The following is a 19,430-nucleotide window of genomic DNA, read 5'->3' as shown; positions in this document are numbered from 1 at the left end:
CAGCACGATTGGGCCAATCCGGAGTCCGTAGCGCGAGACTGCCTGAACCTGACGAAGCAGGCTGAACACAGCAAGAGCGAGCACGAGGTACGCCCACATCGGCGCCAAAGCTCCAGCGAGAAGGAATGCGACGACTCCACCGGCCAAGACCGCAAGGAGAAATGGTCCCAGGCTCGTTCGCGAGGATGATTCGTTCGATCTTTCCACTGATCTGAACCCTTCCGTCCGGGGGCCGAGGCCGAACCTCGACCCCCAAACGTTATCAATCTAGAACCCGCAAACCCCGTCGCCGTAGGTGGTCGAGGACGTGTGGATGGTGCGGGCGCAGTAGTCCGGTCGCTGGAACTCGACCCCTCCGAGCACCAGCTTGAACGTGTACTTGCCGTACACCTTGCCGGTTCCGCTCGTCAGGTTCTTGGCCGTCGTCTTACCGACGTAGCTCCACCCCACCCCGCTCGTCCGTCCCCCGCCGTCGACATAAGCGACGCTGATCACTACACCGCCTGACCGACACCCTTGACCAGTCGTCCAGAACTCGCCCAGCTTGTCGCCGAGGTTGTTCACGAAGGAGCCGCGCTGCGTGAAGTTGAACCTGCCGCTTCCAGCAGCGCTGAAGATCCCCGACCCGAACGGCAGTCAGGCCGCCGTCATCACCCCACGACGGTGAACGTCGCGCGCAGCAGCCGCTCCTCGCGTGAGCACGGACCGACGCGCAGCTCGAAATCGCCCGGCTCGACCAGGCGCTCACCGCGGGCGTTGACGATCGAGCACTCCGCGACCGGGAGTTCGATCGCGACCGTCGCCGTGGCTCCGGGCTCGAGGTCGACCTGCTGGAACGCCTTCAGCTCCTTGTCGGCCCAGCTCACCGAGGTGACGGTGTCGCTCACGTAGACCTGCACCGTCTCGCGGCTCGGCCGTGAGCCCATGTTGCGCAGCGTGAGGGTGGCGCGCACGACGTCGTCCGCACCGAGCTCGGTCGACTCGAGCGCCAGCCCCGAGTACTCGACCTCGGTGTACGAGCGCCCCTCGCCGAACGCCCACGCGGGCGATTGCGTGAGGTCGGCGTAGCGGGTGCCGTGCTGGCCGCGGATCTGGTTGTAGTACGTCGGCTGCTGGCCGACGTGGCGGGCGAACGAGATCGGCAGGCGCCCGCTCGGCTCGATGAGGCCGAGCGCGAGCTCGGCGATCGCCCGCCCGCCCTCCATGCCCGGCGACGCCGCCCAGACGACGGCCGAGGCGCGGTGCGCCGAGGGCGGCAGCACGAGCGGCTTCGAGGCGAGCAGCACCACCACAAACGGCGTGCCGGTCTCGGCGATCGCGTCGAGCAGCGCGATCTGGCCTCCGATGAGGTCGAGCGTCGCGGTCGAGCGCCCCTCGCCGACGAGCTCGATCACGTCGCCGACGACGACGACGGCCGCCTCGGCTGCGCTCGCCTGCGCGACCGCCTCGGCGATCATCGCCTCGTCGGGCGCCGACGGCACCACGATCTGCGGCCGGGGCTGCCCGTCGGGGAAGGTCGCGCCGGCCGGGTCCTGCTCGAGGGTGAGCACGTCGGCGCCGCGGGCGTGCGTGATCGTCCAGCCCTCCGGCGCGAAGCGGCGGAACCCGTCGAGCACCGTCGTGATCATGTCGCGCGGCTGGCCGTCGAGCCATCCGGCCTGACCCGAGCTGCCCGCCCAGTCGCCGAGCTGTGTCTGCGCGTCGTCGGCGAGGGGGCCAACGACGGCGATCGTCCGAGCCGCGGCCCTCGGGCCGGCGAGCGCCCGCCCCGTGGCATCCGCCTCGAAGCCGCCGGCCAGCGGAAGCAGCCCGTCGTTCTCGAGCAGCACGAGCGAACGGCGGGTGAGCTCGAGGTTGAGCGCACGGTGGTCGGGCGTCGCGATCTCGGTCGCGATGCGCTCGCGGTCGGGGTGCCGCGGGTCCTCGAAGAGGCCGAGCTCGAACTTGAGGGTGAGGATGCGGGCGACCGCCGCGTCGAGCTCCGACTCGGCGAGGAGGCCCTGCTCGATCGCGTCGAGCGCGCCGCGGTAGAACCCGGGGGTGGTCATGACCATGTCGTTGCCGGCCTTGACGGTCGCGGCCGAGGCGTGCGCGTAGTCGGGCTGGATCTGCTGCTCCCACACCATGCGGCCCACGTTGTCCCAGTCGGTGATGAGGGTGCCCGTGTAACCCCACTCCCCGCGCAGCACATCGGTGAGCAGCCACTCGTTGAGGGTGATCGGCACGCCGTCGGTGGTCTGGTAGCCGAGCATGAAGGTGCGGCAGCCCTCGCGGGCCACGCGCTCGAACGGCGGCAGGAACCACGAGCGCAGCTTGCGCGGCGAGAGGTCGGCCTCGCTCGCGTCGCGTCCGCCCTGCGTCTCGGAGTAGCCGGCGAAGTGCTTCGCCGTCGCGAGGATGGCCCGGCGGTCGTCGAGCCCGTCGCCCTGGTAGCCGCGCACCATCGCCGAGGCGAGCTCGCCGATGAGGTGGGGGTCCTCCCCGAAGGTCTCGTCGACGCGGCCCCAGCGCAGGTCGCGGCTGATGCAGAGCACGGGCGAGAAGGTCCAGTGGATGCCGGTGGCGGCGACCTCGACGGCCGTCACCCTGGCGGCGCGCTCGACGAGCTCGGCGTTCCAGCTGCCGGCCATGCCGAGCTGGGTCGGGAAGATCGTGGCGCCCTCCCAGAACGAGTGGCCGTGGATGCAGTCCTCGCCGACGAGCAGCGGGATGCCGAGGCGCGTCTGCGCGACGAGCTCGTGCGCGCGGTCGAGCCGCTCGGGCGAGGTGTGCAGGATCGAGCCGACGTGCTTGCCGAGCACGAGGTCGTCGAGGTCGTCCCGGGCGTCGAGCTGCAGCATCTGCCCGACCTTCTCCTCGACGGTCATGCGGGCGACGAGGTCGGCGACCCGATCGGCGATGGGCAGGGCGGGGTCGCGGAAGGCCGGGGCCCGGTCCTCGAGCGGCAGGGCGGTCACGGTGGTGCTCCTCGGTCGTGCGTCGATGTCGGTCATGAGGTGGTCGCCTTCGCGGCATCCGTCGTCGTGGCGGCGGGTGCGCGCACCGCGGTCACCGCGCTCGTGGCGCTCAGCCCCTGCTTGCGCAGCGCGCGGGCGCGCTCGCCCGCCGAGCGCAGGCGCGGGTTGACGTACTCGTCGATGCCGAAGTTGATGAGCGCGAGGGCCGTGCCGAGCAGCGCGATGCAGAGGCCGGCGGGCACGTACCACCACCAGTAGTCGGGGAAGGCGCCGTTCTGCTGCGCCCAGAACAGGATGGTGCCCCAGTTGAGGTTCGTGATCGGGATGACGCCGATGAACGCGAGCGTCGTGAGGCCGAGCACCGCCGCGGTGACCGTGCCGACGAAGCTCGAGGCGATGATCGCCATGAGGTTCGGCAGCATCTCGACCGCGATCACCCGCCACAACGGCTCGCCGTTGGCCCGGGCCGCTTGCACGAAGTCGCGGCTGCGCAGCGACATCGTCTGCGCGCGGAGCACGCGACCGCCCCACGCCCAGCCGGTGATCGCGAGCACCGCCGAGATGAGCAGCAGGCTCGGGTTCTCGTACTGCGAGGCGATGATGATCATGAGCGGCAGGCCGGGGATGACGAGGAACACGTTCGTCAGCATCGACAGCGACTCGCTGCGCCAGCCGCCGAGCATGCCCGAGGTCACGCCCACGATGATCGCGATGAGCGTCGCGATGACGCCGGCCAGGAACCCGACGACGAGCACGCCGCGGGTGCCGTAGATGATCTGGCTCAGCACGTCCTCGCCCATGTGCGTCGTGCCCAGCCAGTGCGCCGGCGAGGGCGGCTGCTTGAGGGCCGAGTAGTCCTTCTCGAGCGGACCGTACGGGGCGATCAGGTCGCCGAACACGGCGAGCACGGTGAAGAAGCCGAGGATCGCGAGGCCGGTGAGCGACTTGCCGTTCCGGAACATCGAGAACGAGGCGCCCATGCGCTTCCACATGTTGGGGCCCGGGCGCGAGCCCTTTGGGGCGGACTCGCGCAGGGCGGTCGTCGTCGGGATCGTCATGTCAGGCCTCCAGCTGGCGGGCGCGCGGGTCGAGGATCGCGTAGGCGATGTCGGCGAGGATGTTCGCCGCGAGCACCGCGAGCGTGATCACCAGGAACAGGCCCTGCATGAGCGGGTAGTCCTTGGCGTTCGTGGCGTCGAGCAGCAGCTTGCCCACGCCGGGGTAGGAGAAGACGAGCTCCATCACGAGGGTGCCGCCGACGATGAAGCCGAGCGAGAGGGCGAAGCTCGAGAGCTGCGGCAGCATCGCGTTGCGGGCGGCGTAGCCGGTGACGACCTCGCGCTCGGGCAGGCCCTTCGCCTGCGCGACCGTGATGTAGTCCTCGTCGAGCACCGTGATCATCATGTTGCGCATGCCGAGGATCCAGCCGCCGAGCGACGCCACGACGATCGTGAGCGCCGGCAGGGTGCCGTGGTAGATGACGCTGCCGATGAACTCCGCGTTGAAGCCGGGGGTCACGCCCTTGTCGTACGCGTGCGAGGCGGGGAACCAGCCGAGCGTCGTCGAGAAGACGGCGATCGCGATGAGACCCATCCAGAAGTACGGCACGGTCGAGAAGAACGTCGCGATGGGCAGCGCCGCGTCGGCCTTGCTGCCCCGTCGCCAGCCGATGAACGCGCCGGCCGCGGTGCCCAGCAGGAACGAGATGATCGTCGCGAGGCCGACGAGGCCGATCGTCCACGGCAGCGCCACGGCGATGACGTCGGTCACGGGCGACAGGCCGTGCGAGAACGAACGGCCGAGGTCGCCGCTCAGCAGCAGCCGCCAGTAGTCGAGGTACTGCTGCCAGAGCGGGGTCTCGTGGTCGAGGCCGAACAGGGTGCGCAGGGCGTCGGCCGCCTCGGGGCTGATCTTGCCCTGGTTCTTCGCGAGGAAGGCCGACACCGGGTCGCCCTTCATCATGCGCGGCAGGAAGAAGTTGATCGTGATCGCCGCCCACAGGGTGACGAGGTAGAACACGACGCGTCGGACGATGAACCTCACGCGCGGGCTCCTTCGGCGCTCGGGGCCGCGAAATGGCGGTCGGGGTCGGGGGATGCATCGCGCAGCGCGCGGGTGTACTCCTGCGTCGGGCGCAGGATGACGTCGTCGGCGGGGCCCTGCTCGACCACCCGGCCGTGGTGGAGCACCATGATCTCGTCGCTGAAGTGGCGGGCGGTCGCGAGGTCGTGCGTGATGTAGAGCACGCCGAGCTGCGACTCGCGCTGGAGCTCGGCGAGCAGGTTCAGCACGCCGAGGCGGATCGACACGTCGAGCATCGACACCGGCTCGTCGGCGACCAGGAGGCTCGGCCGCGAGGCGAGGGCGCGGGCGATCGCGACCCGCTGGCGCTGGCCGCCCGACAGCTCGTGGGGGCGACGGTCGATGACGCGGGCGGCGTCGAGCCGCACCCGCTCGAGGAGGCGGTGCACCTCGGCGTCGACCTGATCGCGGGGCACCACCTTGTCGAGCCGCAGCGGCCGCTCGAGGTGATGGCGGATCGTGTGGTACGGGTTCAGCGAGGCGAACGGGTCCTGGAAGACCATGCGCACCTGCGCGCGGTACCGGCGCAGCGCGCCGCCCGAGCGCGGGATCGGGCGCTCGTCGAGCAGCACCTGCCCCTCGCTCGGCCGCTCGAGCTGGGTGATGATCTTCGCGATCGTCGACTTGCCGCTGCCCGACTGGCCGACGAGGGCGAGGGTCTGGCCGCTGCGCAGCGTGAAGTCGACGTCGTCGAGGGCGAGCATCTGGCCGGCGCCGCGCACCCGGTAGCGCTTCGTGACGTTGCGGAATTCGAGGACGGTCATGCCGAGAGCTCCTGGGCGACGGTGGAGGTGGTGAGCGGGGCGATCGCCGCGGCGCGCACGAAGTCGCCGCGGTCGCCGGTCAGGCTCGGGAACGAGCTCAGCAGCGTCCGCGTGTACTCGTGCTGCGGGTGCCGGTAGAGGTGTTCGGCGGTGTCGAGCTCGACGATGCGGCCCTCGCGCATGACCGCGATGCGGTCGGAGATCTCGAGGAGCAGCGGCAGGTCGTGCGTGATGAAGACGACCGAGAAGCCGAACTCGTGGCGCAGCTCCGAGATCTTGCGCAGGATGTCCCGTTGCACGAGCACGTCGAGGGCCGTCGTCGGCTCGTCCATGATCATGAGCTGCGGCCGCAGGGCGAGCGCCATCGCGATCATGACGCGCTGGCGCATGCCGCCCGAGAGCTCGTGGGCGAACGACTTCAGCCGTTCGCGGCCGACGCCGACGATCTCGAGCAGCTCGCCGCACTCGCGGGTGCGCTCGGCGCGGCTCATGCCGGGTCGGTGCGTCGTGAACACGTCGGCGAGCTGGCGGCCGATCGGCAGCACCGGGTTGAGCGCGTTCATCGCGCCCTGGAAGACCATCGACGCCTTGTTCCAGCGGAAGCGGCGCATCTCGTCGTCGGTCAGCCCGCCGATCGAGACGTCCTCGCCGGATGCGTCGTGGAAGACGACCTCGCCGCCCGTGATCACGGCCGGCGGCTTCAGCAACCGCTGCACGCCGTAGGCGAGGGTGGTCTTGCCGCACCCGGACTCGCCGGCGAGCCCGAGGATCTCGCCCCGGCGGAGTTCGAGGGTGACCTCGCGCACCGCCTCGACGGGCGGATCGCTCTCGTAGGTGACGCTGAAGTCGGTGATGCTGAGGAGGGCGTCGTCGCTCATGTGTCGTGTCTCTCACGTGGTGCGGGAGCCGGGCCGCCGCCGGCCCGGCTCCCGCTGGGGGTGGATCAGTCGGCCGGCTGCAGCTTGGTCAGGATGTAGACCGAGGTCGGCTGCGTCGGGTCGGCGGGGACGTAGGGGTCGTCCTCGCCGGGCCAGCCCACGTAGTTGCGGGTGTTGTACTGGCCGATGAAGGGGCGCGTGCCGACGGGGATCGTCGGGACCTCGTCGACGAAGATCTTCTGCACGGTCTCGAGGGCGGCGGCGCGGGTGGCGTCGTCGGTCGCGGTCGCGTACTCGGTGAGTGCGGCCGTGACCTCGGGGCTGTCGAAGCGACCGAAGTTGAAGTCGGCGGCCTCGCCGATCGGCTTCAGGAAGCGGCCGTCCATCTGGTCGCTGTAGAGGTCGTACGGCGTGGCGCCCGAGTCCGTCCAGTGCAGGATCGCCTGGAAGTCGCCTTCGCTCTTGGCCGCCCACCAACTGTCGGCGTCGGGGGTGTCGACGGCGGCCTCGACGCCGAGCTCCTTGACGGAGTCGGAGATGAGGCTGATGCCGGTCACGTAGTCGTTCCAGCCCTGCGGCACGGTGAGGGTGAAGGTCACCGGCTCGCCGTCGGGGTCGACGAGCGCCTCGCCGTCCCACGTGTAGCCGGCGTCGGAGAGCACCTTCTTGGCGGCGTCGACGTCGACCGAGTACTCCTCGCCCGTGAACTCGTCGGCGATGTAGGCGTCACCGGCGGGGGTGGGGAGGCCCGTGACGCTCGTGAGCTCGGGCACGCCGCCTTCGCGGGCGATCTCCTGGTGCTTCTGGCGGTCGACCACGAGGTTGACGGCCTTGCGGAAGGCGACGTCGTCGAACGGCTTTGTCGTGGTGTTCACGAACATCGAGTCGGTGCCGAGGCCCGCGGCCGCCCAGTAGACGTTGTGCTCCGGGTCCTTGTCGAGGTAGGCCGACTGCACGTTCGGGATGAACGCCTGCGCCCAGTCGGCATCGCCGTTCGCGAGCGCGGTCGTGAGGGCCGTGTTGTCGGCGTACGAGACGTAGTACAGCGTCGGCACGGCGAGCTCGCCGCCCCAGTAGTCGTCGCGCGAGGTGAGCTCGACGGCCTGGCTGTCGAACTTGCTGAGCACGTAGGGGCCGGTGCCGACCGGCTCCTCGTTGACGAAGGTGGTGGGGTCCTCGACGTCCGCCCAGACGTGCTCGGGCAGGATCAGCGTGTGCAGCACCTTGTCCTGCTTGACGAACATCGGCGTCGCGAAGGTGATCGTCGCGACGTTGCCGTCGACCGCGACATCGGAGATGCCGAGGGCCTTGGTGTCGAGCGCCGGGTTGCCCTTGATCAGCTCGAAGGTGAAGGCGATGTCGTCGGCGGTGAAGTCCTCGCCGTCGTTCCACTTCACGCCGTCGCGCGCGGTCAGCTGGACGGAGGTGTAGTCGTCGGACCACACGATCTCCGAAGCGAGCCACGGCACGACGTCGGCGCTCGGGTCGACGAGGTTCACGATGCCGAGCGGCTCGAAGATCGCGTTCGCGTAGCCGAGGCGCATCGCCGACGAGTCGTTGATCCAGGGGTTGTTGCCCTCGGTCGTGATCGGGCCGTCGGGCTTGGCGATGGTCAGGGCGGCCCCGGCCTCGGGGCTGCCTTCGTTCGAGTTACCGCTCGTGCATCCGGTGAGCACGAGCGCGGCCGCGATACTCGCGGCCACCAATGCGGGCTTCAGCCTCACTGCTGTCTCCTCAGGGGTTCGTCGTCCGGCTCGGCCGGATCGGATGTGATCGTCACTGCGCGGCGCGTACCCCTGGTGCCCTTCGGGCGGAGCGGACGGCGCTGTCGCAGCATGGTTGGTGCTCGCGATTTACCTTACTGACAAGTCAGCAAATTGCAAGCGGCTCCCTCGAAACCCTGCCGCGCCGCCTCTCCCGCGCCCCCGACCGGCATAGACTTACCGGTCGGAAGGTCGTCGAGAGGGGCAGGATGTCGGACAGCGTCAAGCGACCCCGCTCGCGCCCGGAAACGCTTGCGAAGCGCCGCGAGATCCTGCAGGCGGCGACGGAGGTCTTCGGCAACAAGGGTTTCACGAACGGCACGCTCGTCGAGATCGCCGAACACGTCGGAATGACGCACGCGGGAATCCTGCACCACTTCGGCTCGAAGGACCAACTGCTGATGGAGGTCCTCACGTATCGCGATCAGAGCGACGTCGCCGACCTCGAGGAGCAGCACATCCCCGGCGGGCTCGAGCTGTTCCGCCACCTCGTGCGCACCGCGTTCGCCAACGCGCAGCGGGCGGGCATCGTGCAGGCGTTCGTCGTGCTCTCGGGCGAGTCGGTGACCGACGCCCACCCCGCGCAGGCCTACTTCTCCGAGCGCTACCGGGTGCTCCGGGGCCAGGTCGTCGAGGCGTTCGACGTCGTCTGCACCGAGCGCGGCGTCACCGACACCGCGAGCGTCGCGCACGCGGCGAGCGCGATCATCGCCGTCATGGACGGCCTGCAGGTGCAGTGGCTGCACGCACCCGAGGAGGTCGAGCTCGCCGAGGCGACCGAGTTCGCGATCGGGGCGATCGTCTCCGCCGTCCTCGACCCCAGGCCCTCGCCGCTCGCCGACGACTGAGCGGCGGCGCGACCGGCGCGTCATGATCCAGGCCGTCCAGCGTCTCCTCTCGGGGAGGCAGCATGATTTCACGGATCCGATCGGCACTGAGCCGCACTCGTGCGGAGCAGGACGAGGTACGGGCGGCGCCACAGCCGAGCGCCCGTGACCTCGAGTTCTGGAGCATCGTTCACGGCGGCCCGCCCCAACCGGGGCCGCCCCGACACGAGCGGGCGCCCGAGTAGGGACGAGCCGGACGCTCAGTCGCCCGTCGCCCTGAGCGCCGCCTCGATCCCGGCCGCGAGGTCGTCGTAGGCCTCGAGCCGCAGCATCTCGTCATCCACGAAGAAGGTCGGCGTCGACTGCACGCCGAGCGAGATGCCGTCGATGAGGTCCGACTCGACCCGTTCGAGCGTGGCGGGATCGGCGACGGCCGCGTCGTACGCGTCGAGGTCGAGCCCGAGCTCGCCGGCGAACTCGCGGAAGAGCGGCGCCCGCGACTCGCGCTGCTCGCCCCACTCGGCCTGCGTCTCGAAGAGCTTCGCGTACATCGGCTCGAACGCGCCCTGCTGGGCGGCCGCCTCGGCGGCGACGGCGGCGTTGCGCGAGTTCAGGTGGCCGTCGAGGGGAAAGTAGCGCGTGACGAACGTCACCTCGCCCGCGTAGTCCTCGCGCAGCTGCTCGACGAGCGGGTGGAACGCCCCGCACGCCTCGCACTCGAAATCGAGGAACTCGACGACCGTCACCCCGCTCGTCCCGGGTTCGCCGAGCACGTGACTGTCGGCGCGCACGGTCGGGGCCGCGGCATCCGACGACGACGGGCCGCCGGTCTCGGGCGGTGCCGTCTGCGGCCTGAGCAGGGCGAAGGCGAGCGCGACGACGGCGATGAACGCCGCCACGAGGGCGACGTTCACCCAGACGATCCGCTTGCGGCGGGATGCCTCGGCTGCGCTCCCGTTCGTCGGGCGCTTCGGGTCGGTCGGGGTCATGGGTGGTTCTCCAGTTCGATGGGGTCGGGGTCGAGTAGTGTTCCGCGGCGCGCCGCCGCCGGGGTTCCCGGGGCGGCGGCGCGGCGCGAGAGGGTGCGGTGCGGCGGTCCGCTACCCGCGCGGGGTCTCGCCGAGCAGCTCCTGCATCAACGCGATCTCGTCGGACTGGGTGGCGACGATCCGTTCGGCCATCGCGACCGCGTCGGGGTGCTCGCCGTCGGCGAGCTCGGCCTCGGCCATCGCGACGGCGCCCTCGTGGTGCACGATCATCTGCTCGAGGTAGAGCCGTTCGGCCTCGGCGCCCGTCGCGGCCTCGAGCGCGGCGAGGTCATCGCCGGACATCATGCCGTCGCCGTGATCCATGCCGTCCATGTCGGCCTCGTCCTGGCCCCACTCGGCGAGCCACTCGCGCAGCTGGTCGATCTCGGGCTGCTGGGCGGCCATGACGCCCTCGGCGAGCGAGCGCACCGGCGCGCCGAGTTCGGGCTCGGCGAGCAGCAGCTCGCTCATCTCGACGGCCTGCTCGTGGTGCGGGATCATCATCGTCGCGAAGGCGACGTCGGCGCCGTTCGGGCCGGCCGCCGAGGCGGCCGAGTCGGTCGCGGGGACCCCGGCCCCGTCGCCGTGGTCCATGCCGGACATGGAGGTGTCCGCGCAGCCGGCGAGGGCGAGGGCAGTGGCCACCGCGGCGGCCGTGATCAGGAGCTTTCGTGCAGTTCGCATCAGTGTTCTTCCGTTCGTCGGAGTCGATCGAGTGACTCCCTGCGGGCATGGCGGAGCCACGCCCGCAGGGCGGACGCCCGGTTCGGCCTAGGTCCGACTGATCGAGAGAACGGTGAGGTCGGGTCGATGCAGATGCAACGGGATGACCCGGAGGAACGCCGAGAGGCGCACTGCGCCGCGGTCGAGCAGCCGACGGAACACGGCCGGCCCGCCCGCGACGAGCACGAGGGCGACGAGCACGAGCAGCATCGCGCAGCCCATCACCATGAGGGCGCAGTCGCCCAGCGCGCTCATGCACGCCTCATCGCAGGCGACGGCGGCGCGGTCCGAGGCGACGAGGGTCGAGACGGCAGGATGCTCCGCCGGCGAGCCCGGGGCGCCCCCCGGAGTCGCGTGGCCGCCGGCGCCGGCGCCGGGCTCGAGCGATGCGTGCGAGCCGTGCGAGCCCGCCGCGGCAGCGCTGTGCTCGGCGCCCGATCCCGCGGTGTGCATCGCGAGCAGGCCCACGAGCACGGCGGCCACCCCGAGCAGTGCGACGACGACGCGGCGCACGGCGCCGATGCCGGAACGGCCGGATGCGCGGACCGCGCTCGACGACATCGCACCTCCCGGCCGGATCACTCGCAGGTCACCGCGGCGGCACCGCGGACGAATACCCCCCGAGCGTACTCCACGGCCTGGTGCACGGGGCTGGGAATCCACCTGAGGCGCCGCGCTGCGGCGCGGGCTACTCCGCGTTCGCGAGGAACGGTTCGTGCCGGTACTGCCCCTGCTCGAGGATCGCGACCGTCGCCTCGGGCACCTCGACGAAGGCTCCCGGCAGATCGCTGAGCGGCTCCGAGACGATGACCCGTGCGTGCCGGCCGAACCCCCGCAGCCGCTCCTCCTCGGGATACATCTCCTGCAGCGTCGCCATGGCGATCGAGTGGAAGAGGGTGCGCGTCCGCCCCTGCGAGGAGTATCGGAACGCCCACACGATCCCGCCGTCGGAGACCGCGACCGTGCCCTGCATCGGGAACTCGACCCCGTGCTCGTGGCCGATCTCCTCGACCTTGCGGATCGCCGCGGCCATCCCCGCGACGGGGTCGTCGCGGAGGCCGAGGGTGAGCGCGAGGTAGAAGAGCACCTCGGAGTCGGTGGTGCCGCGGATGAGCGGGTAGAACTCGGGCGCGACCGCGAGGGCGAGGTCGCGTCGGACGAGGCTCATGCCGGCGAGGCTGCCGTTGTGCATGAACAGCCAGTTGTCGTGCCGGAACGGGTGGCAGTTGGTCTGCTGGATCGGGGGACCGGCGGCCGCGCGCACGTGCGCGAAGAACAGCGGACTCTCGATCGCGTGGGTGATCTCGCGCAGGTTCTCGTCGTGCCAGGCGGGTTCGATGCTGTGGAAGAACGTGGGAGCGGTGCCGATCTCGGCATCCTTCGGATACCAGCCGACGCCGAAACCGTCACCGTTGACCGTCTCGGCGCCGAGCGGGGAGTTCAACGACTGCGCGACGAGCGAGTTCTGCGTATCGAGGATGAGTTTGGAGAGTTGGATCGGCTCACCCGAGTACGCCAGCCAGCGACACATGATGCTTCCTCCCCAGGGGGTTACGGATGCCTCTGGGTCGAGAGTACGCCGATTCGCCCCCGCGCGGCAGACCCGGCCGTCGGACTGCGGGTTCGCTAGCCTGTCGCCATGGCCGACGGCGACGCTCCCGAGTACTTCCAGCCCGAGTCCCGCGAGGAGTGGCGCGCGTGGCTGCTCGAACACCAGGGGCGCGCCGAGGGCGTCTGGTTCGTCTCGTGGCGCACCACCACCGGACGGGGGCGCATCCCCTACGAGGACGCCGTGATGGAGGCGCTCGCGGTCGGCTGGATCGACGGGCAGGCGAAGACCCTCGACGACGAGCGGCACGGGCAGTGGTTCGCCCCGCGCAAGCCGCGCAGCCCCTGGGCGGCGACCAACAAGGCGCGCGTCGAGCGCATCGAGGCCGAGGGCTACATGCAGCCCGGCGGTCGCGCCGCGATCGAGGCGGCGAAGGCGAACGGCATGTGGACCGTGTTCGACGACGCCGACCGGCTCATCGAGCCCGCGGAACTGTCGGCCCTCCTCGACGCGGACGCTGGCACCCGCGCCAACTGGGAGTCGTTCCCGGCGTCGGTGCGGCGCTGGGCGCTCTCGCAGATCGCCCTCGCGCAGCGGCCGGAGACGAAGGCCAAGCGCATCGCGGAGATCGCCCGCAAGACGGCCGCCGGCGAGCGCCCCGGCCCGCCCTGAGCTCTTCCCGAGCTATCCCTCGGCGGGCTCCTCGCCCGCGGCCTCAGCGGCCTCGGGCGCGGTCGGACAGAGTGCGAGCTCCTGCATCTTCGTCGTCGACTGCTCGAGCGACCACGGCAGCTCCACGAGCGGCTGCTCGCGACCGTCGATCGCGGCCGCCTTCGACCCGATCGAGGCGAGGGCGAACGCCGTCTCGCGCACGAAGGCGGCGCCCGAGGTCGAGTTGTTGAGCGCGATGACGACCGTCAGTCCGGTCGTCGGGTCGGTGAACGCGGCGGTCAGCGAACCGGCCGACTCGCCCGCGGTGCCGCGCAGCGGCCCGTACTGCGCGCCGCCGAGGCCGAACTCCTCCCAGACCGGGGCGTCGCCGCCGAGATGCTCCGTCGTCCAGAGCTCGCGGGCACTGTGCTCGCCCACGAGCACGCCCGTCGCGAAGGCCTCGCTCAGCTTCCGCGTGTCATCGAGGTCGGATACCGCGCCCGCCGCAGCGGCGCCGATCGAACTCGACTGGGCGGAGTCGTCGTGGATCACCGCGCAATCGGCCTTGCCGTCGCCGCCGATGCCCGCCGCATACGCGCCGAGCGTGCCCTGGTGGCCCGTGTCGTCGGGCGCCGGGATCCCGGTGTCGTCGAGGCCCAGCGGCTCGAGCACGTACTCCTCGGCGAGCTGGTCCCAGTCCCGGCCGGTCGCCTCCTCGAGGGCGCGCGCGAGCAGCAGCACACCCGTGCGCGAGTACGACCAGGCCTCGCCGGGCTGTCCCGTGCGCTTCGTCGCGAGACCCCCGGCGAGGAGCTCGTTCGGCGACCAGATGCGCTCGGGGTTCGCGACGACGTGCGCCTCGAGTCCCGGGTAGTAGTCGGCGAGACCGGAGGTGTGACGGCACAGCTGCTCGAGGGTGATCCCGTCGAGTCCTGGAATCCGGTCGACGTACTCGGCGACGGGGTCGTCGAGCGAGACCGTGCCCGCATCGACGAGCCGGAGGAGGATGAGGCACGTGATCTCGGAGGTCACCGTCGTGAGGTGGAAGTCCGTCTCCTCGGTCACCGGTCGCGACTTCTCGCGGAAGTCGACGGTGCCGGACGCCCCGGTCCACCCGCCGGCCCACGGCGCCCACACGCCGGCGACGCCGCCGCTCGATCCGCTGAGCGCCACGGCCTGTTCGAGCACCTGGTCGAGCTGCTCCGCCACCTCGTCCGCATAGGCGGCGTCGACGGGTTCGAAGCGCCCCGCCGGGTCGACGGATCCACCGGTGCATCCGGCGTGCGCGAGTACGGCGATGATCGCCGCGAGTGCCGAAGCCGCTCGCCGCCTGCCCCCAGTACGGTCAGCCACCGTGCCCCCTCAGCCGTGTGTCCGCTGAAATTGTAACCCGCGATGCGGGAATCGCCCGGCGGGCGAGCGGCGAGGGGGCGGCGGAGCATCCCTCTCAGAGGGTTATGTCCGGACGAGCACGGATGGTTCCCGATTCGACGCTCCGCGTCGGCCTCCTCCGGAGACGCCCGTCGGCGCACCCGGGCTCAGGGGGCTGCGGTGCCGATCTCGCGGGCCGCGCCCGCCATGAAACGCTCGACGTTGCGGTCCACGATGATGTCGCTCGGGCGCAGCGGCCGCTGCAGGTAGAGCCCGTCGAGCGAGGTGAGCCGGCTCAGCGCGACGTACGTCTGCCCGGGGCTGAACACGCGCGGCCCGAGGTCGACGATCGCCGTGTCGTAGCTCGCGCCCTGCGACTTGTGGATCGTCACCGCCCAGGCCAGCCGCAACGGGAACTGGGTGAACTCGGCGACGATCTCCTTCTCGAGCTTCTTGCGCGTCGGATCCCAGGTGTAGCGGTACTTCTCCCAGGTGACGGGCTCGATCTCGTGCTCCTCGCCGTCGATCTCGACGCGCACCTCGCGCTTCAGCGAGGTGATCGTGCCGATCGTGCCGTTCACCCATCGCTGCCCCTCGGGCCCGACCGCCGTGTCGTTGCGGAGGAACATCACCTGCGCCCCGACCTTCAGCTCGAGTCGCTCGTCGGCCGGGAACGCCCGCCCGCCGAAGTCGCCGTTCACCTCGGCCGCGTTCGCCTTCGAGGTGCCGGGCAGGCGCTTCAGCGCGGTCGCGTTGATGCGGTTCACCGTGCTGTTCGTCGTCGCCAGGGTGATCGCCCCCTGCTCGGGCAGCGGGCGCCGGGCACCCACCCCGTTCAGCACGCCGGCCATCTCGGCCGTCACCCGCCCGTGCCGCACCGCGTTCAGCAGCTGCTTGAACTGATCGTCGTGCTGCCGGTGGATCTCGCCGAGCTCGAAGATCTTCAGGTCGGCCTCGTGCCACACCTTCGCGTCGAAGAACCACATCGAGTCGTAGGTGTCGGCGAAGTAGGCGCGCTCGTCGGCATCGCCCGGCACGGGCGCGAGCTGGTACGGGTCGCCGAAGAGCACCACCTGGGCACCGCCGAACGGCTCGAGCGGGCGCTGCCTCGCCTGCCGGAGCGACCGGTCCATCGCGTCCATCAGGTCGGCGTTCACCATCGAGACCTCATCGACGACGAGGGTGTCCATCGCGTTCAGGATCTTGCGGACGGCGTCGTTCTGGTCGATGTCGTGGTCGGCGATGACGCCGATCGGCAGGCGGAAGAGCGAGTGGATCGTCTGCCCGCCGACGTTCAGCGCCGCGACGCCGGTCGGCGCGCAGATCACGATCTGCTTCTTCGTCTGCCAGTTCAGGTGGTTCAGCAGGGTCGACTTGCCGGTGCCGGCGCGGCCCGTCACGAAGACGTGCTCGCGGGTGCTCTCGATCGCCTGGAACACCGCGGCCTGTTCGCGGGAGAGGGTCACGTTCTGCACGGCGGTCTTTCGAAGGGGCGGATGTCTCGGGCCGACGCCGAGCCGGGTGGGGCCCGCGCGGCGGCGCTCCCACTGTAACCGCGGACGGGGGCGGCCCGGGGCCGCGGCGCCGACTCCGTGGCATCCGCGACCTTCGCGCCCGGCTGTGGAGACGCTCAGCTTCCCGGCATCGCGAAACATAGACTGTGCGGGTGGGGAACGCAGGCGAGGTGAAGGGCCGGGTCTCGCTGCTGGCCGTCGCCGGGTGGGCCGGGCTCGCCGCCCTCCTCATCGCCGCCTTCCTCGCCGCGCTCGGCGGGCTGAACCAGTCGATCTACGGCGCCTCGAACTTCGTGAAGGGCTACCTCGAGGCCATCGCCGACGACGACATCGCGACCGCGTCGACGACCCCCGGCGTGGCACTCGACGACGCCACCCTCGAGGATCTCGGCCTGCCGACCGACATCTCGAAGGCGATGCTGCGCTCCGGGGTCGTCCAGTCCGCCCCCGAAGACATCAGCATCGTCGACGACGTCACGCACTCCGACGGCAGCCACTCGGTGACCGCGAGCTACCGCCTCGGCACCGAGATCGCCGAATCGACCTTCGAGGTGCGCCCCATCGACGCCCTCTACGGCGTGCTCGCCCGATGGGAGTTCTCCGACAGCCCCCTCGCGGTGATCGACGTGACCGCGGCTCACAACCCGCTCTTCACCGTCGGCACGCTGACGCTCGACACCCGCGCGACGAAGACCGGCGACGAGCTGACCGCGTTCACGCAGGTCGCCCAGTACCTCGCGATCGCCCCTGCGGTGTACGAGTTCTCGTACGACTCGCCGCTGCTCGCGGCCCCGCACGTCACCGTGCCGGCGAGCGCCGGCGAGCAGGTCGCCGTCACCGTCGACGCCCAGCCGACCCCGGCGTTCGTCGAACGCGTGCAGACGAAGGTCGACGAGTACCTCGCCGCGTGCGCCGCCCAGCCCGTGCTGCAGCCGGCCGACTGCCCCTTCGGCATCGAGATCGACGACCGGGTCACGAGCGAACCGGCGTGGAGCATCATCACGACCCCCCAGGTGACGCTGACCGCGGGCGAGGACTCGTTCGACATGCCGCCGACCGAAGGCGTCGCGCACATCTCCGTCGAGGTGCAGGACCTCTTCGACGGCCACTACTACACCCTCGAAGAAGACCGCTCGTTCACGCTGGCGCTCGCGGCGACGATCCGCCCCGACGGGTCGATCGCGATCCAGCTCGAGTAGCGCCCGGCGCCGCCGAGCTCAGCCGGCGGAGCTCTTGTCGTGCTCGGCGATCGCGGCGAGCCGGGCGTTGTACTCCTCGAGCTCGGCGTCGCCCGTGCGGTCGGCGTGCCGATCGCGGCGCTTCGACTCCTTCTCGTCGCTGCGCGACCACTGGAACGCGACCGTGATCGCGAGCGCCACGGTCGGGATCTCGCCGATCGACCACGCGATGCCGCCGCCGAGCTGCTGGTCGGCGAGCGCATCGGTGCCCCAGCCCATCGCGCCGTACCAGTCGGCGAGCAGCAGCCCCGTGCCGGTCATGATCGCGAGGCCGAAGAAGGCGTGGAACGCCATCGTGCCGAGCAGGAGGAGCAGCCGGAACGGGTACGGCAGCCGGTACGGCACCGGGTCGATGCCGATGAGCGACTGCACGAAGAGGTACCCCGTGATGAGGAAGTGCACGATCATCCACTCGTGGCCGATGTGGTCGAACATCGTCCAGCGGAAGAGCGGCGAGTAGTAGAACACCCAGAGCGATCCGGCGAAGAGCACCGCGGCGACGATCGGGTTCGCGATGATCCCGGCGAACTTCGAGTGCACCGCGAGCATGATCCACTCGCGGCCGCCGCGCGAGCCGTCCTTGCGGGGCTTGATCGCGCGCGCCGCGAGCGTGACGGGCGCACCCGGCACGAGCAGCACGGGCACCGCCATGGTCAGCACCATGTGCGCGAGCATGTGCGCGGAGAACAGGTACTGCTCGTAGACGTTCACGCCGCCGTTGGTGACGTAGGCGAGCAGCAGCAGGCCCGAGACCCAGAGCACGGTGCGGTAGACGGGCCACTTGTCGCCGCGCTTGCGCAGCCGACGGGCACCGGCGAGGTAGAAGAAGATGCCGAAGCCGCACGCGAGCAGCCAGATCAGGTCGGGGTTCCACTCGGTGAAGTAGCGGAACGTCTCGGGCCACGGCGGCAGGGGTTCACCCGTGAGGATCTCGGCGGGCGTGCGCGCGAGCTCGCCGGCCTCCTCGGAGACCGGGGTGGCGGTACGCGCGAGCGCCGCTGCGACACCCGAGGCGAGACCCATGAACGCGAGCTCGGCGACGACGAGCCACCAGAACGCGCCCGAGCCCGAACCCGAGCCCCGAGTCATCCGCCCGATCAGGAACCGCCGCTGCGCCGCGCCGAACAGCCCGAGCGCGATCAGCGCCGCGACCTTCACGACGACGAGCGCGCCGTACGGCGTCGCGAGCTGGTCGAGGGTGCCGATGCGCAGCGCCGCGCTCGCGTACCCCGATACCGCGACGACGATGAAGCAGATGAGCGCGACCGTCGAATAGCGCGCGAGCACGACCGGCAGGCGCTTCGCCCCGAGCTCGCGCTGCAGCAGCACGATCGTGACGAGTCCGCCGAGCCAGACGGCCGCGAAGACGAGGTGCAGGCCGAGGCCGGTGACGGCGGCCGCGTGGCCCGCGGCGCCAGCGGCGTGACCCTGCTGCGCCATCGGCACGAGCGAGGCGACCGCGAGCACCGTCACGAACGCGAGCGCCGTGTGGTTGCGCACCGCGAAGCAGAGCACCGTCACGGCGGCCGCGACGAGCGTCGTGATGAGCCACGACTGGCCGAGCTCGATCGTCGTGACGAACTGCCCGAGCTTCTGCCCGAACGCGTCGCTGAAGTCGAACGGCACCGCCGTGACGAGGATGAAGGTGAACAGCCCCGTCGCGGCGCTCGCGACGGTCATCACCGCGGCCGAGGCGGCGGCGACGTCGAGTGCGAGGTCGAACTCGCGGCGCTTCGGGCTCAGCGCCCAGACGGCGAGCACGAGTGCGCCGATCATGCCGGCCGCGCCGAGGTTCACGAAGAGCTTCGCGACGGGCACGCCGTAGCGGGCGAGCGGCCCCGGGTCCTGGATGAGCTGTTCGGCGGCGCCTCCGCCGAACGAGAGTGCGGCGAAGGTCGCCGCGAGGGCGACGGCGGTGAGCACGGCAGGACCGAGCACTCGGACGGAGCGGGGCACCGAACCAGCCTAGACGTCAGAGGCTGGATGCCTCGTGGGCGCCCTCGCACCCGGCGCTCCCCCGTGGCATCCCCATTCGCGGTTCAGGCACTCGCGAGCCCTCACGGAAACGGCGAAGGGGCGCACGGC

The 19,430-nt window shown here is 70.8% G+C and carries 17 protein-coding genes; 3 read left to right on the top strand and 14 right to left on the bottom strand.

Annotated elements, in window-relative coordinates; all coding sequences use genetic code 11:
* Positions 1 to 267: 267 nt before the first annotated feature.
* From ACFVTR_RS13730 to ACFVTR_RS13700, 7 genes are all read right to left on the bottom strand, one after another.
* Positions 268 to 495: a hypothetical protein gene (locus ACFVTR_RS13730; RefSeq protein ID WP_387038088.1), complete on the bottom strand. Its 228-nt coding sequence runs from the start codon at positions 493 to 495 to the stop codon at positions 268 to 270.
* Positions 496 to 650: 155 nt separating this feature from the next.
* Complete coding sequence (locus ACFVTR_RS13725) at positions 651 to 2,993, bottom strand: glycoside hydrolase family 3 N-terminal domain-containing protein (RefSeq protein ID WP_387038087.1); 2,343 nt, start codon at positions 2,991 to 2,993, stop codon at positions 651 to 653.
* Positions 2,990 to 4,015: an ABC transporter permease gene (locus ACFVTR_RS13720; protein WP_387038085.1), complete on the bottom strand. Its 1,026-nt coding sequence runs from the start codon at positions 4,013 to 4,015 to the stop codon at positions 2,990 to 2,992. Before ACFVTR_RS13720 ends, ACFVTR_RS13725 begins: the two co-directional genes overlap by 4 nt.
* A gap of 1 nt (position 4,016) precedes the next feature.
* Positions 4,017 to 5,000, bottom strand: a complete 984-nt coding sequence (locus ACFVTR_RS13715) for an ABC transporter permease (protein ID WP_387038084.1) — start codon at positions 4,998 to 5,000, stop codon at positions 4,017 to 4,019.
* A complete protein-coding gene (locus ACFVTR_RS13710) occupies positions 4,997 to 5,803 on the bottom strand; it encodes an ABC transporter ATP-binding protein (RefSeq protein WP_387038082.1) in 807 nt (268 codons plus the stop codon). Before ACFVTR_RS13710 ends, ACFVTR_RS13715 begins: the two co-directional genes overlap by 4 nt.
* Complete coding sequence (locus tag ACFVTR_RS13705; RefSeq protein WP_387038081.1) at positions 5,800 to 6,681, bottom strand: ABC transporter ATP-binding protein; 882 nt, start codon at positions 6,679 to 6,681, stop codon at positions 5,800 to 5,802. Before ACFVTR_RS13705 ends, ACFVTR_RS13710 begins: the two co-directional genes overlap by 4 nt.
* A gap of 65 nt (positions 6,682 to 6,746) precedes the next feature.
* Complete coding sequence (locus ACFVTR_RS13700; RefSeq protein ID WP_387038079.1) at positions 6,747 to 8,405, bottom strand: ABC transporter substrate-binding protein; 1,659 nt, start codon at positions 8,403 to 8,405, stop codon at positions 6,747 to 6,749.
* A 248-nt stretch (positions 8,406 to 8,653) separates the two neighbouring features.
* On the opposite strand from ACFVTR_RS13700, the gene ACFVTR_RS13695 reads away from it, so the two are divergent.
* Positions 8,654 to 9,292 carry a TetR/AcrR family transcriptional regulator gene (locus tag ACFVTR_RS13695; RefSeq protein WP_387038077.1) on the top strand — a complete coding sequence of 213 codons (639 nt, stop codon included), beginning with the start codon at positions 8,654 to 8,656 and terminating at the stop codon, positions 9,290 to 9,292.
* Positions 9,293 to 9,531: 239 nt separating this feature from the next.
* Here the strand turns inward: ACFVTR_RS13695 and ACFVTR_RS13690 are convergent, their stop codons facing one another.
* The 4 genes from ACFVTR_RS13690 to ACFVTR_RS13675 all read right to left on the bottom strand — a co-directional run bounded on the left by ACFVTR_RS13690 (position 9,532) and on the right by ACFVTR_RS13675 (position 12,553).
* Positions 9,532 to 10,260: a DsbA family protein gene (locus tag ACFVTR_RS13690; protein ID WP_387038075.1), complete on the bottom strand. Its 729-nt coding sequence runs from the start codon at positions 10,258 to 10,260 to the stop codon at positions 9,532 to 9,534.
* A 111-nt stretch (positions 10,261 to 10,371) separates the two neighbouring features.
* Positions 10,372 to 10,983, bottom strand: coding sequence for a DUF305 domain-containing protein (locus ACFVTR_RS13685; RefSeq protein ID WP_387038073.1), 612 nt, complete (start codon positions 10,981 to 10,983; stop codon positions 10,372 to 10,374).
* A gap of 87 nt (positions 10,984 to 11,070) precedes the next feature.
* Positions 11,071 to 11,583 carry a hypothetical protein gene (locus tag ACFVTR_RS13680; RefSeq protein WP_387038072.1) on the bottom strand — a complete coding sequence of 171 codons (513 nt, stop codon included), beginning with the start codon at positions 11,581 to 11,583 and terminating at the stop codon, positions 11,071 to 11,073.
* A 127-nt stretch (positions 11,584 to 11,710) separates the two neighbouring features.
* Entirely contained in the window at positions 11,711 to 12,553 is an 843-nt protein-coding gene (locus ACFVTR_RS13675) for a class II glutamine amidotransferase (RefSeq protein WP_376942822.1), read from the bottom strand.
* Positions 12,554 to 12,661: 108 nt separating this feature from the next.
* Here ACFVTR_RS13675 and ACFVTR_RS13670 point away from each other — a divergent pair, with 108 nt between their 5' ends.
* Complete coding sequence (locus tag ACFVTR_RS13670; RefSeq protein ID WP_387038071.1) at positions 12,662 to 13,243, top strand: YdeI family protein; 582 nt, start codon at positions 12,662 to 12,664, stop codon at positions 13,241 to 13,243.
* A 12-nt stretch (positions 13,244 to 13,255) separates the two neighbouring features.
* Here the strand turns inward: ACFVTR_RS13670 and ACFVTR_RS13665 are convergent, their stop codons facing one another.
* Entirely contained in the window at positions 13,256 to 14,575 is a 1,320-nt protein-coding gene (locus ACFVTR_RS13665; protein ID WP_387038069.1) for a serine hydrolase domain-containing protein, read from the bottom strand.
* Positions 14,576 to 14,760: 185 nt separating this feature from the next.
* The gene (locus tag ACFVTR_RS13660; RefSeq protein ID WP_387038068.1) at positions 14,761 to 16,068 is read right to left on the bottom strand and encodes an ATP-dependent RecD-like DNA helicase; all 1,308 of its coding nucleotides are present in this window, start codon (positions 16,066 to 16,068) and stop codon (positions 14,761 to 14,763) included.
* A 191-nt stretch (positions 16,069 to 16,259) separates the two neighbouring features.
* Here ACFVTR_RS13660 and ACFVTR_RS13655 point away from each other — a divergent pair, with 191 nt between their 5' ends.
* Positions 16,260 to 17,306 carry a hypothetical protein gene (locus ACFVTR_RS13655; protein ID WP_387038066.1) on the top strand — a complete coding sequence of 349 codons (1,047 nt, stop codon included), beginning with the start codon at positions 16,260 to 16,262 and terminating at the stop codon, positions 17,304 to 17,306.
* A gap of 18 nt (positions 17,307 to 17,324) precedes the next feature.
* Here the strand turns inward: ACFVTR_RS13655 and ACFVTR_RS13650 are convergent, their stop codons facing one another.
* Positions 17,325 to 19,301 carry a cytochrome c oxidase assembly protein gene (locus ACFVTR_RS13650; RefSeq protein WP_387038064.1) on the bottom strand — a complete coding sequence of 659 codons (1,977 nt, stop codon included), beginning with the start codon at positions 19,299 to 19,301 and terminating at the stop codon, positions 17,325 to 17,327.
* Positions 19,302 to 19,430: the final 129 nt, after the last annotated feature.

Origin of the sequence: Agromyces sp. NPDC058126, from assembly GCF_042884595.1 — a bacterium.
GTDB lineage: Bacteria > Actinomycetota > Actinomycetes > Actinomycetales > Microbacteriaceae > Agromyces.
This window is presented reverse-complemented; position numbering and strand designations above follow the sequence as displayed.